This is a genomic window from Alteromonas sp. ABV4_515, assembly GCF_056160345.1.
On the sequence record NZ_JBSWWZ010000006.1, the window covers coordinates 261,579 to 276,455 of the forward strand.

A 14,877-nucleotide genomic window follows, 5' to 3' on the forward strand; every position below is an offset into this window, starting at 1 on the left:
ATGATTTCTTTATCCAGTCATGTACTCGACACCACATCCGGTAAACCGGCCAGTGCATTACCGCTCACACTTACCTTCCCAGATGGCACCACCGCAGAAGGTAAAACAGACGACGATGGCCGCTGCAAAACCTGGGGCGACGTGAGTTTTACGGCGGGCACCTATCAACTTAGATTCCACTGTGAAGCTTATCTTCTTGCTCATCATGGAGACAGTTTCTACCCCTTTGTCGATATTACTTTTGTGATGACCGAAGACGGCGGCCACTATCATGTGCCACTGTTGATATCTCCATTTGGCTTTAGCAGTTACCGGGGTAGTTAGTGAGCGAACCGTTGCAACATAAGATAATCCTTTTCCGGGCCAAAATACTGCATTTCCCGCAAGCTACCGACACCCCTCAACAGGATTTACAATGCTACGCCGATGGTGGTCTGGCCGTTCAGGGCGAGAAAATTCTCGCTATCGGTAATTTTGGTGACATCCGCGATGATTACCCTGAAGCCGTAATCCACGATCATAAGCATCGCTGGATCATGCCAGGACTCATTGACAGCCACCTGCATTTTCCGCAAACCGAGATGTTAGCGTGCTATGGCGAGCAATTGTTAAGCTGGCTTGAAAATTACACCTTTCCCACCGAGAAGAAGTTCAGCGATAGGGAATATGCCGCAGCCATGGCAGAGGTGTTTTTGCGTCAGCTTTTTAAAAATGGCACCACCACGGGATTAGTGTACCCCACCGTACACGCCGAGTCGGTTGACGCATTGTTCGAAGCGGCTAGCAACAAGAACATGGCCATAGTTACTGGTAAAGTGTGTATGGATCAGCATTGTCCAGACGGACTCATCGATACGCCTGAAACCTCCTATGCCGACAGCAAGGCGCTCATTGAAAGATGGCACGGAAAGGGCCGCAACCTTTATGCTATTACGCCTCGTTTTGCGCCAACTAGCAGTCGCGAACAATTGACTGCTCTGGGGAAATTGGCGAATGAACACCCGGACGTATTCATTCAAACCCACCTAAGTGAAAATCAAAAAGAAATCGACTGGGTGAAGCAATTGTTTCCCGAACGGGATGGTTACCTGGATGTATACGACCACTATGGTCTGGTGCGGGAACGTGCGGTATTTGGTCACTGTGTTCACCTTACCGATAGCGAATGGCAACGCATGGCTGACGCCAAGGCGACGATTGCGTTTTGTCCCACTTCAAACTTGTTCCTAGGCAGTGGCTTGTTTGATATGAATAAAGCTCGCACGCTTAAAGTGCCGGTTACACTGGCCACCGATGTCGGTGCGGGCACCACCTTCAATATGTTTCGTACTTATGGTGAAGGCTATAAAGTGTGTCAACTGCAACAAACTGCGCTGTCGCCCATTGAAGGCTTGTACCTAATGACGCAGGGCGCAGCCCATGCGCACAAACTTAGCGCCGAAATTGGTAACCTGAATCCCGGCACCTTCGCTGATTTTATTATTGTAGAGCCAGCCTTTGACGAACTCACCGAACACCGCCTGAATAACCGTGATACAGCCGAAGAAATGCTGTTTGCACTGAGTATGCTGGGTGACGATCGTACCATTGTGGAAACCTGGATTGCCGGGTCACCCCAATACAAAAAACAGGAGATTTAAACCATGCAGGGACTCGACTGGCTCTCGCTATTCGTACGCTGGTTTCACGTAATCGCCGGTGTCGCCTGGATTGGCGCATCATTTTATTTTATCTGGCTGGATAACAGCCTGCGTACACCGCCAGAGTGGAAACAGAAGAAAGGCATTAAAGGCGACTTATGGGCCATACATGGTGGCGGTTTCTACGAGGTCGCTAAATACGCCTACGGCCCTGAAACCATGCCCACCACGCTGCACTGGTTTAAATGGGAGGCGTACACCACCTGGTTAAGCGGCTTCGCACTATTGATTATTGTTTATTATTTCGGCGCATCCGCTTATCTCATTGATCCTTCAGTAAATGCACTTACACCACTAAGTGCAATTTTGTCTGGCCTCGGCGTAATTTTTGGTGGCCTGGCGATTTATGAATTAGCCTGTAGAAGCCCATTGGCGAAATCCCCGAAGGCCTTTGCAATCTTTTTAATTTCCCTACTATGCTTTACCAGTTGGTTAACCAGCACATTATTCAGTGGCCGGGGCGCGTACATTCACGTGGGGGCACTGGTAGGCACCATCATGGTTGCGAATGTGTTTCTGAACATTATGCCGAATCAACGAAAGATGGTTGCTGCTGTTGCCAATAAAGGTGATATTGACCCCGCCTGGGGCGCAAGCGCTAAGCTGCGTTCAGTGCACAACAATTACCTTACGCTGCCATTGCTGTTCATCATGATAAGCAACCATTACCCGATGACCTACCAACATCCCCAAAACTGGTTGGTACTGATTGCGATTATGGCGCTATCTGCCTGGATACGTCACTTTTTCAACCTCAAACACCAGGATGTTAAAAAGCCTTCTATCTTAATTACTGGCGCTATCGGTATGTTGTTGTTAGCCATCTGGGTATCGATGCCTGTCACAACAAGCACGGCCAAAAGCCCGATAAGCCCGACGGCACAATCATCGCAGGAAAACACTTCGGATACGCTTCATCAGGATGGCAATGCACAAATCGTGTCGCTCATTGATAAACACTGCACAAGTTGCCATTCTTCGACACCTACAGACGATATATTTAAAGTGGCTCCCCTCGGTGTGAAGTTCGATAACTGGGCGGACATTCAGCGTTACGCACCACAGATATATCAACGTGCTGCGGTAACCAAAGATATGCCGTTTTTAAACAAAACCGGCATGACAGAAGAAGAGCGTCAGGCCATCGCAAACTGGTATCATCAAAGCACGAAAAAATAAAAAATGGTTTACCGGTGCAAAAGGCAGTTAGACGTTTATGTACCGGTAATTTTCTGTCTCAATTCATAAATGTTAAAAATAAATTAAAATAAAAGTATACATTTAAATTAAACCAGCGTACTCTTGTCTTGCTTTAGAAAAAGCGGCTTTATCTACTACTGTTCGATGCACCTCCTTTTCCTCTTTAATATATTTTCAAGATGAACTCGATTTAACATTGGCTCTAATGGTTAATGGTTTGTCTTAATTTCTATGGTATTTCCGATGAGACTTTTCATCACTAAAATAAATTAAAGGTATTAAATATGTCTAATTCAGTAAACGGTACAGTAAAGTGGTTCAACGAAGATAAAGGTTTCGGTTTTATCACTCCAGAAGACGGTGGCAAGGACGTATTCGTTCACTTCCGCTCTATCGTGTCAGAAGGTTATAAGTCTCTTTCTGAAGGCCAGCAGGTAGCATTTGTTATTGAGCAAGGCCAGAAAGGACCTCAGGCGAGCAACGTAGTTCCTGCGTAATCGACCTATGGAAAAGGGCCGCCCGGTCCTTTTCTAAAATATATTCTCCAGAAATGTTCTTTAGGGCAATTCAGCCCTCCACAGAAAGCTAAAACTCTCCCTTTCGTTTGAAAGAACATTCGCTGTAGTAAATTTAAGTTCTCTTTACAATCTTATATTTCTTCTAGGTAGTTATTCTATGTATTAGATAACGTTAAAAATACCTGGAACCAACCTAACGATGATATTCAAACGACAGGCGCCTGCTGTAAAGGCCTGACAAGGGTGGTAGGGTAATTTTACAATTTTCTTGTAATCTGACTCGGGTAACGTTAAAAACCACCTGATACCGGCTTTTAGATTGAAATTTATTATGATGTTTTACCGTGCTCTCAGCGTTTCCCTTCTTAGTTTAGCTATTGCAGGTTGTACTGCACCGCATTTCAGACCAGAAATCAGTAGCAGTGCACTCTCAAATGGTGGTGTGGTCTATTTTTCTACAGGCTCGGTGCAGGAGTGCACGGTTCATAATGTTTACTTAGCTCTTAAAGAGCTGAATGCTGAACAGAGCGTCAATAATGCAAAATCACAATTCCTGGTTACGAACCGGTTTATAGAAAAGGACTTCCCGGAGTCTCGCGGTTTACTGCAGCTTATTGCGTTGCCGTCAGGAAGCTACAACTTCTGGTTCGAACAGCGTCATCCCTCACTCGACATAGATTACCCTCAAAGCCTGTCGTCATTTAACGTTTCCAGTGGCGATGTAAAATATCTGGGTGAAATCCTAGTCGACGGCTGTCTTGATTTCGTCGTTACCGTCAATAATAAATACGAACGCGATACAGCTGAACTTCGCAAATATTATCCTGACATAGCTCAGTCACAAATTACCTATTCACTGTTAAACACTAATACAAAAAACTAAAAACCCATACCATCATCAGACGGTATGGGTCATGGTTTAATTAAACAAAAATGGGGCCGCTGTTTCTATCTGAAACGCTTAGCGAATTTCTTGCCTCAAAAAAGTTTATTAATCATGATTAGAACGTGTAATTTGCAGACACCAAGTAGCTGCGACCAGGTTCATTGAAGGTATTTGCACCTGCGCTGGAAGCCTGTGTACCTTCACGGCGAACGTCAGTATTGATGAAATTCTTCACCGATAAATTGAAGCTCAGATTTTCGTTGAACTGGTACACCGCATTTAAGTTTGCGACGGTGTAAGCATCGCGGTCTTCACCGGTAATAGCCTGACCAGAATTCTGACTGAGTTCCGGGCTTTCCGTTTTACCGTAGTGTTGACCACTCAATACCAGCTGGATTTGTTCCGTAGCTTGCCAGGTAAGCATGGCATTAACGGTATAATCAGGCACGATCGAAAGCGGTACCCCGGTTTCTTTGTCTTTGGTTTCTAGCATAACCGTAAGGTTGGTAGACCATTGAATACTGTCGGTAAGGTTAAACTGCAGGTTACCTTCCAAACCCCGTATCACGGCTTCTGGAATGTTGTACCACTGGAAAACCTGCACATTTGATTCACCGCCCTCTTCGCTAGGTAATACATATTCAGGCGCCACATTACCTGTTCCAATACGATTTTTGTAATCGTTGTGGAAGTAAGTGATACCTGCGTTAACGCCGTCTTCGTTGGTATAGTTAATACCAATTTCTTTGTTCACCGATGTTTCGTGTTCAAGATCTGGGTTACCAATGATATGACAACCACCACCAATGCTTGGGAAGTCTAATGGGCAGCCACCGCCTCGGGTGTAATACACGTAGTTTGGATTAAGCTGATACAGATTAGGGGCTTTAAATGCACGGCTGATACCACCTTGAACAACGATGTTCTTTGTTGCCTGCCAGGATGCATTCAAGCTGGGTGACAAATTAGTGCCCGCTTCACTGTGGTTGTCAAAACGTACGCCTGGCGTCAGCGTTACTGTCTCGGAAAGCAAAATGTTGTCTTCAACATAAACACCAATCAATGTGGCATCCGTTTCTGACGGACGACTTTCAGGATCGGCATTCGCCCCTGGGATCTCGCTTTCATCGGCTACGTTTAATGTTAGCTGATTACTCACGGCATCGTCCAGGGTCTCACCGCGAAATTCAGCACCAAATGTGGCTGTTTGAGCGAACCCACCCAGTTCAAGGGGAACGTTCCACTCTGTCTTAGCAGTAATGTTAGACAGTTTTATGGTGGTTTTATCCAAACTGTTGATGGCACCTTCACCACCGCCAGCTGAACCTTCCCCTAAACGGCTGTTTGTAGTGCCTTCATATTGAATGTAGCTGAACGAATCCCCGAAATCATACTGACCGGTATGCGTAATACCTAGCGTGCGGCGGTACATCACCAGCGTTTCTTCCCCAATCAGGGCCAGCGCATCCGTTTCGCTAAGCTCATCTTCCGTGGGAATAATTGGATTATCATTTTCATCCACACTGTAGCGAATTCCCTGAAACGCGTTATCCCCTGCATATTCGTTACCTTGACGACTAAAAGCTGCCTCGAAATCCCAGCGATGTTCCTGACTTTGTTGAAAGCGTACAAGGGTACGGAAGTCGATATTTTCCACACCTTCGCGGCCTGCACCAACGGCTTTTGCTTCACCACCCCGCCCCGACGTGGTATCGGTAACGTCCAGGTTTAACTGCGGATCATCCGCTTCCTGCTTGTTATAGTTCACAATGGTGCGGTGAGAAAAGCGGTCAGACAGTGGCGCGCTGCTAACCAGATTGATGCGATGGTTCCCGCCTTCATAGTCGTTTTGTGGAATTTCTGTTTGCAGAGACACCGTTGTAGAAGCAACTTCTGGCGACTTGGTGATAATGTTAATCACACCACCTGACGCCCCTGAACCATAGCGCGCCGCCGCAGGGCCACGAATTACTTCGATGCTTTCAATGGCTTCAGGCGGCACCCAGTTACTGTCTCCGCGTGTATTTCGTTCACCTGAACGCCCCATTTTCACTGAGTTACGGGATAACACTGGCTTACCGTCAATCAAAATCAAGGTGTTTTCCGGGCCCATTCCGCGAATATCAATCTGACGTTTATTGCCGTATTGGCCTGAAGATGAGTTACCTGTCAGGTTAATACCTGGCATGGTACGCACAATTTCAGAGATATCATTGGTGACTGGACGGCGTTTGAAATCTTCTTCTGTTATAACAGACACACCTTGCGCTTGCTTCAGCTCTTCTGAAGCGGCTTTAACAACGGTGACATCTAGCGTTTCTGCCTCTTCTTGTGCAAGTGCCGAGACTGAAAATAGTGAGGTAATAGCAGCAGACACTGCCGTGCAGACAAACTTCCGGTTTGTTCTAAACATGCGAGATTCCTATTTAAGTATGTTTACTTTATGAGAATGATAATAGTTCTTATTTTTATTGTGTTGCGCATTATACTTAAGTCGCATCTTGAATCCACCCTTCAAAAGAAATTCTTTTTTGATTAAGGCATTAACCGGGGAAACCAGACTAGTTGAACGCTGGCCGTGGCAAAATTCGCCGAAGATGTAAAAAGGAATTGCGGAAAAATTCGGTTTTTCGCGCACAAACAATGAATGTTGTTCATGTAACCATTAAATAATATCAATATTCATCATAGTTAAGTCGTCCTAGAATTAGCTCATGACGTAAAACGTCAATTTAATTTCGATCTTGGGACTTTAGATTATTATGAGTAGCAAATTCACTTACACCATTAACACTGTTCGCTTTGATGAGCACTACTCTCCTGCGGACGACACTCGCCTTACTACAAACTTTGCTAACCTGGCCCGCGGTGAAGCCCGCCAGGAGAATCTCCGTAAAGCGATAAACATGATCAATAACAATTTTAATAGCCTGGCAAACTGGGATAACCCGCAAAAAGACCGTTATTCTGTAGAGCTCGATATTGTGCATGTTGATGTTGACGTTGAAGGCAACGGTGAGACGTTTCCAACGATTGAAGTGTTGAAAACCAGTATCGTAGATCACTATTCGAATAAGCGTATAGAAGGTATTGTGGGCAACAATTTTTCTTCTTATGTACGCGACTACGATTTCAGTGTGGTATTGCGCAAGCATAATGAAGGAAAAGACCATTTCTCAGTGCCGGAAAATTACGGTGAACTGCACGGTAAAATGTTTCAGGATTTTATCAATTCCTCAGCTTATGAGGAAAACTTCAGTAAACCGCCTGTCATTTGTTTAAGTGTTTCAGACAACAAAACGTATCATCGAACCAGTAATAAGCACCCTGTGTTAGGCACGGAATACAAACCCGATGACACATCTTTAACAGAGCAATACTTCAAAACAATGGGGATGAAAGTACGTTACTTCATGCCTGCGAATAGTTCAGCGCCCTACGCTTTCTTTTTCTTCGGCGATTTACTGAACGACTACAGCGTGTTGGAACTCATCAGTACGCTTAGCACAATGGAAACATTCCAGAAGATTTATCGACCAGAAATCTACAACACGAATTCTGTCGCTGGCGAGGTATACAAACCCAGCTTAAGAAATCACGACCACTCAGTTACGCAAGTGGTATACGACAAGGAAGAGCGCGCTCGTCTCGCCATTGAGCAAGGTAAATGGTGCGAAGAAAACTTCATTCAGAAACATGAAAATACGCTTAAGCAATGGGCCTCTGACATTGCGTCTGCATACTGATTTTACGCTACAGGTAGTATTATAATGACAAAATTATTCCCGACCTCCACCGCCGGAAGCCTGCCAAAGCCATCGTGGTTGGCACAACCTGAACAGCTTTGGTCTCCTTGGAAACTAGAAGGAGAAGCACTGATTGCAGGTAAAAATGATGCCCTTCGGGTAACGCTGCAAGAACAAGAAAAATCAGGTATCGATATTGTCAGCGACGGAGAGCAGACTCGACAGCACTTTGTCACAACCTTTATTGAAAACCTAAGTGGCGTTGACTTTGAAAATAAAAAGACAGTGAGAATTCGCAATCGCTACGATGCCAGCGTGCCCGGTATTGTCGGGCCGGTAAGCCGCCAGAAACCTGTGTTCATTGAAGATGCTAAGTTCCTGCGGGCGCAAACCGATCGCCCAATTAAATGGGCACTCCCCGGCCCGATGACCATGGTTGATACCCTTTATGACGATTATTATAAAGACCGTAAAACGTTAGCTTTTGAATTCGCAAAAGCGTTGAATGAAGAAGCTAAAGAGCTTGAAGCCGCCGGCGTGAATATTATTCAGTTTGATGAACCAGCTTTTAACGTGTTCCTCGATGACGTTAATGAATGGGGAATCAAAGCACTGGAAAAAGCATGTGAAGGCTTAAAATGCGAAACGGCAGTGCATATTTGTTATGGCTACGGCATTAAGGCTAATACAGACTGGAAAAAAACATTAGGCGAAGAATGGCGCCACTATGAAAAAACGTTCCCTGCTATCCAAAAATCGAGCATCGACATTATTTCATTGGAATGTCATAACGGGCGCGTGCCGTTTGAAGTGCTTGCGTTGCTCAAAGGCAAAAAAGTGATGGTTGGCGCTATCGATGTGGCTACCCCGGAAATAGAAAGTGCCGAGGACGTTGCAGCGACGATTCGAGAAGCCTTGAAGTACATTGATGCGGACAAACTCTACCCTTGCACCAACTGCGGCATGGCGCCCTTGTCTAGAGAAGTCGCCAGAGGCAAGCTTGCAGCATTGGCAGCAGGCGCTGATATCGTTAGAGAAGAGTTATCAGCCTAGATTACACCCGTGATTTAGTTGAAGCACATTGACCGCGTTGAAACGGAAAATGTGCTTCCAAATTTACTTTTATCCAGTGAAAATCATTGGCTGAATGCAGACAATGGATGGCTAGATTGCAACGTTAAATGTACCCGCTGATCAGGCATGACCTTAAGCTCATGAGATACTCTGGCACTCACCGTTTCACCAGAATCCAGCGCAGCAAACAGTAATCGGCTGCCCCCTTCAAAACGACTCCGCAATACGGTGGCATTGGCATGTTCTGGGCTGTGCGACACAATCACATCATCCGGCCTAACCAGTAACTCCACTAACTCTTGAGAATTATCTGCGGTATACACCGGTGCGTTGCCAATGGCTGTCTCAACGTTACTACCTGCAATACGGCCTTGTAAAAAACTGGCTTCGCCAAGAAAACGGGCGACAAATTTACTGGCCGGCTTTTCGAAACACTGCTCTGGCGTCTCCAGTTGTTCCAGTACACCTTTATTTAAAATACCCACTCTGTCACCAACCGAAAGGGCTTCGTCTTGATCGTGGGTTACCCAAATTGCCGGCACACCTGCCTTCTTAAGCGCATCGCGAATATCCCAGCGCAAGCTGTCTTTTAGTGCTGCATCCAAATTTGAAAGCGGTTCGTCGAGCAACACATAGCTTGGCTCATGTGCCAGCGTTCTGGCCAGCGCCACCCGCTGCTTTTGTCCACCAGATAATCGTGAAGGCTTAGCCTGTCGGAAGTCACTGAGCCCGAGTAATTCCAACCAGTGATCAGCCAGCGTATTGTCTTTCAATCTGAACTGAACATTTTGCTCTACAGTAAGATGAGGAAAAAGGGCAAAGTCCTGAAACACCATACCCACATTACGTTTTTCCGGCGGGACTGATTTTTCCGGCGTGGAGATCCATCCACCTTGTGCAATTTTCCCTTCAGCAACAGGGATCAAACCCGCCAGCGCTTGTAATACCGTTGTTTTGCCGCAACCAGTAGGTCCGACTAACATTAAGATCTCGCTTTCGTTAAGCTTAAGATCTAAATTTCGGACCACGCGATTAGATCCATAATCGACTGATAAACCATTAACTTCTAGCATCAGGAATGTTGACTCTCGTTAACTGAAAATTCTGCTTTTCGCTCGCCAGTGAGCATCAGGATCAACCCAAGCCCGGAAATGAACACTAAACATAAACCCGGCACCGCAGCACGACCGAAATAGCCAGCTTCATAAACGCGCCACAAATAGGTTGCTAGCGTTTCAAAACCGGTTGGACCTAGCATCAATGTTGCCGGTAATTCGCGCATAACTTCAAGGAACACCAATGCGGCGCCGGCAATCATGCCGCGGGCTGTAAGGGGTAAGGTAACACGAAAAAAAGCTTCTTTCGGCGAAGCGCCCAGCACCCGTGCTGCGTTTACCAGACCACCGTCCTGATTTTCAGTGGTACTACGAACCGTACTCACCGCTAGCGGCAAAAAGCGCAATACATAGGCAATCACCAGCAAGCCCAGCGTTTGATACAGAACCGGAATTTGTAATCCTAAATATACTAAGGCTGTGCCCATGACAATACCGGGCACACCGAACCCGAAATAAGTAATGCGCTCAAAGAACCGTCCTACACGACCTGCAATGGCAGCATGGGCCACGGGTATGGCCAGAATGACAGCAACAACAGCGGCTAGCATAGACGCATAGGCAGAATTCCACGCATAGGCAATATCAAACCCTTCGGCACCTTCCTGCAAAAGCCACAAGGTAAAAATGCCTAAAGGCAGAACCAAAGACATGAGAACAACTGGCGAAAACAGCCCCACGAAACTAAGACTTTTCGCTGGATGCATGTGTATTTGAATATGCTTACCCGGCCTCTCCTTTGCGCCTCGAATTTGTGATTCAATAAACAAAATCAATACCACGATAAGCATGAGTTGAAGCGATAACATGGCAGCCTGACTAAGGCCAAAGGCATTGTATTCAACAAAGATGACCCGGGTAAATGTGTCCAGCCCCATGATCGCCGGCGTACCAAAATCAGATAACGCATAAAGCGCAGCCAACAGCGCACCAGCGGCAATGCTGTTCACCACCCGGGGCAATACAATGCGCCAAATACTCGCGGCTAATGATAAACCTAACGTGCGTGCAGCATTTATCTGACTGGCATCCAGACTTAGCAGTGCCGAGCGGGTCGTCATCATCACAAACGGATAGGTGTACAATGTCATGACCAAGCCGGCTCCCCATACCCCTTCCAGAGAAGGCGTCGTTAAGCCAGTTAAACTTTCAATCTCGCCACCGCGGCCGAAGGAAAAATACAGGGTAAATGCACCGAGGTAACTCGGCATTGCAAGGGGTGCTGCAAATAGGATCAGCCACAAACGCTTTAGCGGGAGGTTCACGTAGGCGGTGAGCAATGCCAACGGCACGCCAATCAGCACCGCGCCAAGCACTGTAAGTCCCATTAATGCCAACGTATTTAACAATACGGTGATATTTCTGGTATCAAAAAAGGCGGTATTGTCAGAGGCAAGACTAAATAAAACGCCAACTGGCAAAATTGCAATCACCGCAATGATGATTGCAAAGGGATAAGATTTAGGCAGGTTTTTCACAGAACGCCAACATTCCTCATCAAATCTAATGTCGGTCTTATATCAGCTAATTTACGAAGATCCAAATCAGGAGGAGAAATACTGCTCAGTGGGGTAAGTCCAACAGGCGGCGCAACACCAGCAACCAATGGGATTTCGTTAGCCTCCGTTGCCAAATAAGACTGCACTTCCTTAGTAAGCAGGTAGCGAATAAAGTTTATCGGTAAATCACCCTCAGTGAGAGAAATAATGCCAGAGGCATTCACCAGACATCCGGCGTCATTCTTGGTATAGGCAATATCCACCTTGGCATCTGGCTTACCGGCTTTTAGTCGCAACGTGTAATAATGATTGGCAAAACCCAAATCGACTTCACCGCGTTCAACGCCCATTACCACACCCAGTTCGCCTGCATATTTCTTCGCCTTGCTATTCACACCTTTCAGCCAGTTGGCTGTGGCTTTTTCGCCCTCAAGAATGCGCATTGCGGTGACAAAAGACTGGAAAGACGCATAAGCAGGCGCCCAACCTAATTTCAGATCGGTGTCGGCAAGGGCCATCACACTGTCAGGAATCTGGTCTACGCGCACTCGCTCAGTATTATACGGTAAGGTGCGAATACGCCCGGTTACTGGCGACCACATGGGATACTGAAAGCCCGTTTTTAATTGATTAACCACATCATCAGGCAGCGGCTTAGCCAACCCTTGATTAGTGATCATACCAATGGAGCCTGTATCTACGGCCCAGAACAAATCTGCTCGTTTAACACCGGCTTTAGCTTCGGCGACAAGCATATTGGCAAGCTCTGCCGTTGCACCGCGGCGAATTTGCAGATTCAATGCCGGGTTCTTTTTCTTTATCGCTTCAAGCACATTCTCGTAAAGTCCGCCCTCACCTCTGCCAAGATAAAGCGTGAGGTCACCTTTCAATTTGGGTAGTGAATCAACGGATACCGCATTAGCCGGATTGGCGAAGGACATGCCCGGTAACAGCCCCAGACCGCCAGCTAAGCCAGCCAGCCCTAAGCCCTGAACGAACGTTCTGCGTTGCATAATAAATCCTTAAAACACGCTTTTACGATTTTTTTCCGCTTCTGCCAGTAACGCATAGGCCTTATCTAACTTAACCTGCATGGCATTCACCACGTCACGCACCGCATCTACGCCTTTGTCTTGCTCAATAGCCTGCGGCAATAAAACATTGAAATCTTTCTCCAGATCTTCAACCAGTGGCGCATCAAGTTCAATTAACGCGCCCTCAATGCCTTCGAAGCGTTGCAGATAGGTATCAAAAACCAGTGTGGTTGCCACTTCAGACAATTGTTCTGCATACTTCGCGACAACACGGTCAAGACGCACTTTAATGTCATCAATCACTTCCGTTGGCGTTGTCGGTTCAGTTTCTGTGGTTTGAACCTGCTCAATTAGTCCTTTTTTCTGATATTGAGAAGCCAGTTTTACCGCGCCAAGGCCCTGCCATAAAGCATGCACCAGTTTTGCTTCTTCAGCACGAACGGCTGATGCATCTGCGCCCTTGTCGATCGCCGTTTTAACACCGTAAATACCTTGCCAAATGGTGGCGTAGACAGGCACATATTGAGTTTCAATGGCTGAATGGAAATCCACTTCTTCCCAGTACTCAATCATAACATCAGTATCAACTTTTCCTTTACCCTGCTTTTCATAAGCATCGACAACGGCACCGAATTTATCTTCCAGCCACTGTACTTCTTCTGCGTACTCGCCTAAATGCGCGTGAAGGTTGTTAACATGGTCTCCAATCGCACCATTAGCTGAAACCTGAAAAGAAAAACTACCAAAAGAAAGTGCCAGTATTAAGGCGATTTTACAACGGGCTGATCCTGAAAACGTCATGATTAATCCTTACGTATATAATTTTGCAAATGATACTTATTATCAATTAGCATGTAAAGAGATGGCTTCGTTGCTTATCCTTCGAACAGAGGCTTATGATGAAAAACAAATTGGGTTCAGCACACCGAAAAAAAATAACTTACCTTCACTCTACCAGTTGCCATCAGGCTTTAGCAAAAGAAGCATTTCTTTTAGAACAAATAATGGCGAATGAACTTGATCAAAGCTTGTTCTTATGGCGCTGTAACCAACCCACTATTGTATTTCCCGCAGGTCGGAAATGGATGATGAATGAGCAGTTATCAAACTGGCTCACTTCCCGTAACTGGCAATATATCTCTAGGAAAACAGGCGGTTCGCCGGTACCACAAACCAGAGGAATGATTAACATATCTCATCTATATCTGTGGTCGGAAAGTGGTACTAGCCCATGCCTGTATTCTTGTTGATGATGTGATTGAGCAAATTATTGAGCCTGTTAATGCATGCAACAGATTCAACGGAATACAGGATGAAATAGCAGAAACAGCACATACAAGTCTGAATACGCACCTCACCACAAAACAAACTTCAGAATCGCTGTTTCCCCGCATTACAGAGGCATTTATGCGACCCGGGGAATACGTGACAAATGCAAATATATAGCAATCAATCTTGTTTCATTGATGATGGACTTGCTATTCCTTGCAAACTACAAACCTCTCTGGATTCGCTCTCGAAAACTATTATTTGCTTTAGTGAACCCACCTGTTTTTTATTTTCACTTGACAAGCAAATGCTAACAATTATCATTTGCATTAAATTGATATGATATAACATTGCTAGGAATGAATTATGAAAAGTGGCATACACCCAGAATATCGAGACGTTGTATTTCATGACACCAGTGTAGACGAATATTTCATCATCGGTTCTACCCTGAAAACGAGTCGTACTATCGATTGGAAAGACGGAAAAACGTACCCCTACTATCCGATTGAAACATCATCTGCTTCTCACCCTTATTACACCGGCAAACAAAAAGCGATTCAATCAGAGGGCCGAATCGCAAACTTCAACCGACGCTTTGGGCAATTATCAAAAAAAGGTAAGTGATAATGAAGGTGGTAAAATCTTTAAAAAGTGCGAAAAATCGGCATCCCGATTGTCAGGTGGTTAAAAGACGCGGACGCGTGTATGTCATTTGCAAGTCTAATCCACGTTTTAAGGCTGTGCAGCACTAGTCTGCCGACTGGACTGTGCACGCCGAGAAAATCGTTCACCCTAGCTTGGTGAACGTTTAAGTACAACCTACCTTGAAACCT

15 protein-coding genes are annotated in these 14,877 nt (G+C 45.8%); 10 read left to right on the forward strand and 5 right to left on the reverse strand.

All coding sequences use genetic code 11. The features are described 5' to 3' along the window. The 5 genes from uraH (at position 1) to ACXAGX_RS15485 (ending at position 4,301) form a co-directional block, all read left to right on the forward strand. Entirely contained in the window at positions 1 to 324 is a 324-nt protein-coding gene (uraH, locus tag ACXAGX_RS15465) for a hydroxyisourate hydrolase (protein ID WP_474818281.1), read from the forward strand. Beyond that, the gene (guaD, locus tag ACXAGX_RS15470) at positions 324 to 1,640 is read left to right on the forward strand and encodes a guanine deaminase (RefSeq protein WP_474818279.1); all 1,317 of its coding nucleotides are present in this window, start codon (positions 324 to 326) and stop codon (positions 1,638 to 1,640) included. Before uraH ends, guaD begins: the two co-directional genes overlap by 1 nt. 3 nt (positions 1,641 to 1,643) lie before the next feature. Continuing rightward, positions 1,644 to 2,879, forward strand: coding sequence for a urate hydroxylase PuuD (locus ACXAGX_RS15475; RefSeq protein WP_474818278.1), 1,236 nt, complete (start codon positions 1,644 to 1,646; stop codon positions 2,877 to 2,879). A 305-nt stretch (positions 2,880 to 3,184) separates the two neighbouring features. After that, the gene (gene cspE / locus ACXAGX_RS15480; RefSeq protein WP_474818277.1) at positions 3,185 to 3,397 is read left to right on the forward strand and encodes a transcription antiterminator/RNA stability regulator CspE; all 213 of its coding nucleotides are present in this window, start codon (positions 3,185 to 3,187) and stop codon (positions 3,395 to 3,397) included. A 352-nt stretch (positions 3,398 to 3,749) separates the two neighbouring features. After that, the gene (locus ACXAGX_RS15485; protein ID WP_474839416.1) at positions 3,750 to 4,301 is read left to right on the forward strand and encodes a hypothetical protein; all 552 of its coding nucleotides are present in this window, start codon (positions 3,750 to 3,752) and stop codon (positions 4,299 to 4,301) included. Between the two features lie 118 nt (positions 4,302 to 4,419). Here the strand turns inward: ACXAGX_RS15485 and ACXAGX_RS15490 are convergent, their stop codons facing one another. Further along, on the reverse strand, positions 4,420 to 6,717 hold the full coding sequence (locus ACXAGX_RS15490; RefSeq protein ID WP_474818275.1) for a FepA family TonB-dependent siderophore receptor: 2,298 nt from the start codon (positions 6,715 to 6,717) through the stop codon (positions 4,420 to 4,422). 349 nt (positions 6,718 to 7,066) lie between these two features. Here ACXAGX_RS15490 and ACXAGX_RS15495 point away from each other — a divergent pair, with 349 nt between their 5' ends. Together ACXAGX_RS15495 and ACXAGX_RS15500 are read left to right on the forward strand one after the other, a co-directional pair. Then, entirely contained in the window at positions 7,067 to 8,050 is a 984-nt protein-coding gene (locus ACXAGX_RS15495; RefSeq protein ID WP_070123598.1) for a putative oxygenase MesX, read from the forward strand. Between the two features lie 24 nt (positions 8,051 to 8,074). Further along, positions 8,075 to 9,103, forward strand: coding sequence for a methionine synthase (locus ACXAGX_RS15500; protein WP_474818274.1), 1,029 nt, complete (start codon positions 8,075 to 8,077; stop codon positions 9,101 to 9,103). 83 nt (positions 9,104 to 9,186) lie between these two features. Here ACXAGX_RS15500 and ACXAGX_RS15505 read toward each other — a convergent pair whose 3' ends face one another. From ACXAGX_RS15505 to ACXAGX_RS15520, 4 genes are read right to left on the reverse strand one after another with little or no spacing between them, the layout of a single operon-like run. Further along, complete coding sequence (locus ACXAGX_RS15505) at positions 9,187 to 10,197, reverse strand: ABC transporter ATP-binding protein (protein ID WP_474818273.1); 1,011 nt, start codon at positions 10,195 to 10,197, stop codon at positions 9,187 to 9,189. Next, positions 10,197 to 11,717, reverse strand: coding sequence for an ABC transporter permease (locus ACXAGX_RS15510; RefSeq protein WP_474818272.1), 1,521 nt, complete (start codon positions 11,715 to 11,717; stop codon positions 10,197 to 10,199). Before ACXAGX_RS15510 ends, ACXAGX_RS15505 begins: the two co-directional genes overlap by 1 nt. After that, positions 11,714 to 12,751 carry an extracellular solute-binding protein gene (locus ACXAGX_RS15515; protein ID WP_474839418.1) on the reverse strand — a complete coding sequence of 346 codons (1,038 nt, stop codon included), beginning with the start codon at positions 12,749 to 12,751 and terminating at the stop codon, positions 11,714 to 11,716. Before ACXAGX_RS15515 ends, ACXAGX_RS15510 begins: the two co-directional genes overlap by 4 nt. A gap of 9 nt (positions 12,752 to 12,760) precedes the next feature. Continuing rightward, positions 12,761 to 13,573 carry a hypothetical protein gene (locus ACXAGX_RS15520; RefSeq protein WP_474818270.1) on the reverse strand — a complete coding sequence of 271 codons (813 nt, stop codon included), beginning with the start codon at positions 13,571 to 13,573 and terminating at the stop codon, positions 12,761 to 12,763. Here ACXAGX_RS15520 and ACXAGX_RS15525 point away from each other — a divergent pair. The 3 genes from ACXAGX_RS15525 (at position 13,572) to ykgO (ending at position 14,796) form a co-directional block, all read left to right on the forward strand. Then, positions 13,572 to 13,787: a hypothetical protein gene (locus ACXAGX_RS15525; protein ID WP_474839420.1), complete on the forward strand. Its 216-nt coding sequence runs from the start codon at positions 13,572 to 13,574 to the stop codon at positions 13,785 to 13,787. The two genes, ACXAGX_RS15520 and ACXAGX_RS15525, sit on opposite strands and share 2 nt — an antisense overlap. Before the next feature lie 620 nt (positions 13,788 to 14,407). Next, positions 14,408 to 14,668 (forward strand): type B 50S ribosomal protein L31, encoded by a 261-nt coding sequence (locus tag ACXAGX_RS15530; RefSeq protein WP_474818267.1) that lies wholly within the window; start codon positions 14,408 to 14,410, stop codon positions 14,666 to 14,668. Between the two features lie 2 nt (positions 14,669 to 14,670). Then, complete coding sequence (gene ykgO, locus ACXAGX_RS15535) at positions 14,671 to 14,796, forward strand: type B 50S ribosomal protein L36 (RefSeq protein ID WP_474818266.1); 126 nt, start codon at positions 14,671 to 14,673, stop codon at positions 14,794 to 14,796. Positions 14,797 to 14,877: the final 81 nt, after the last annotated feature.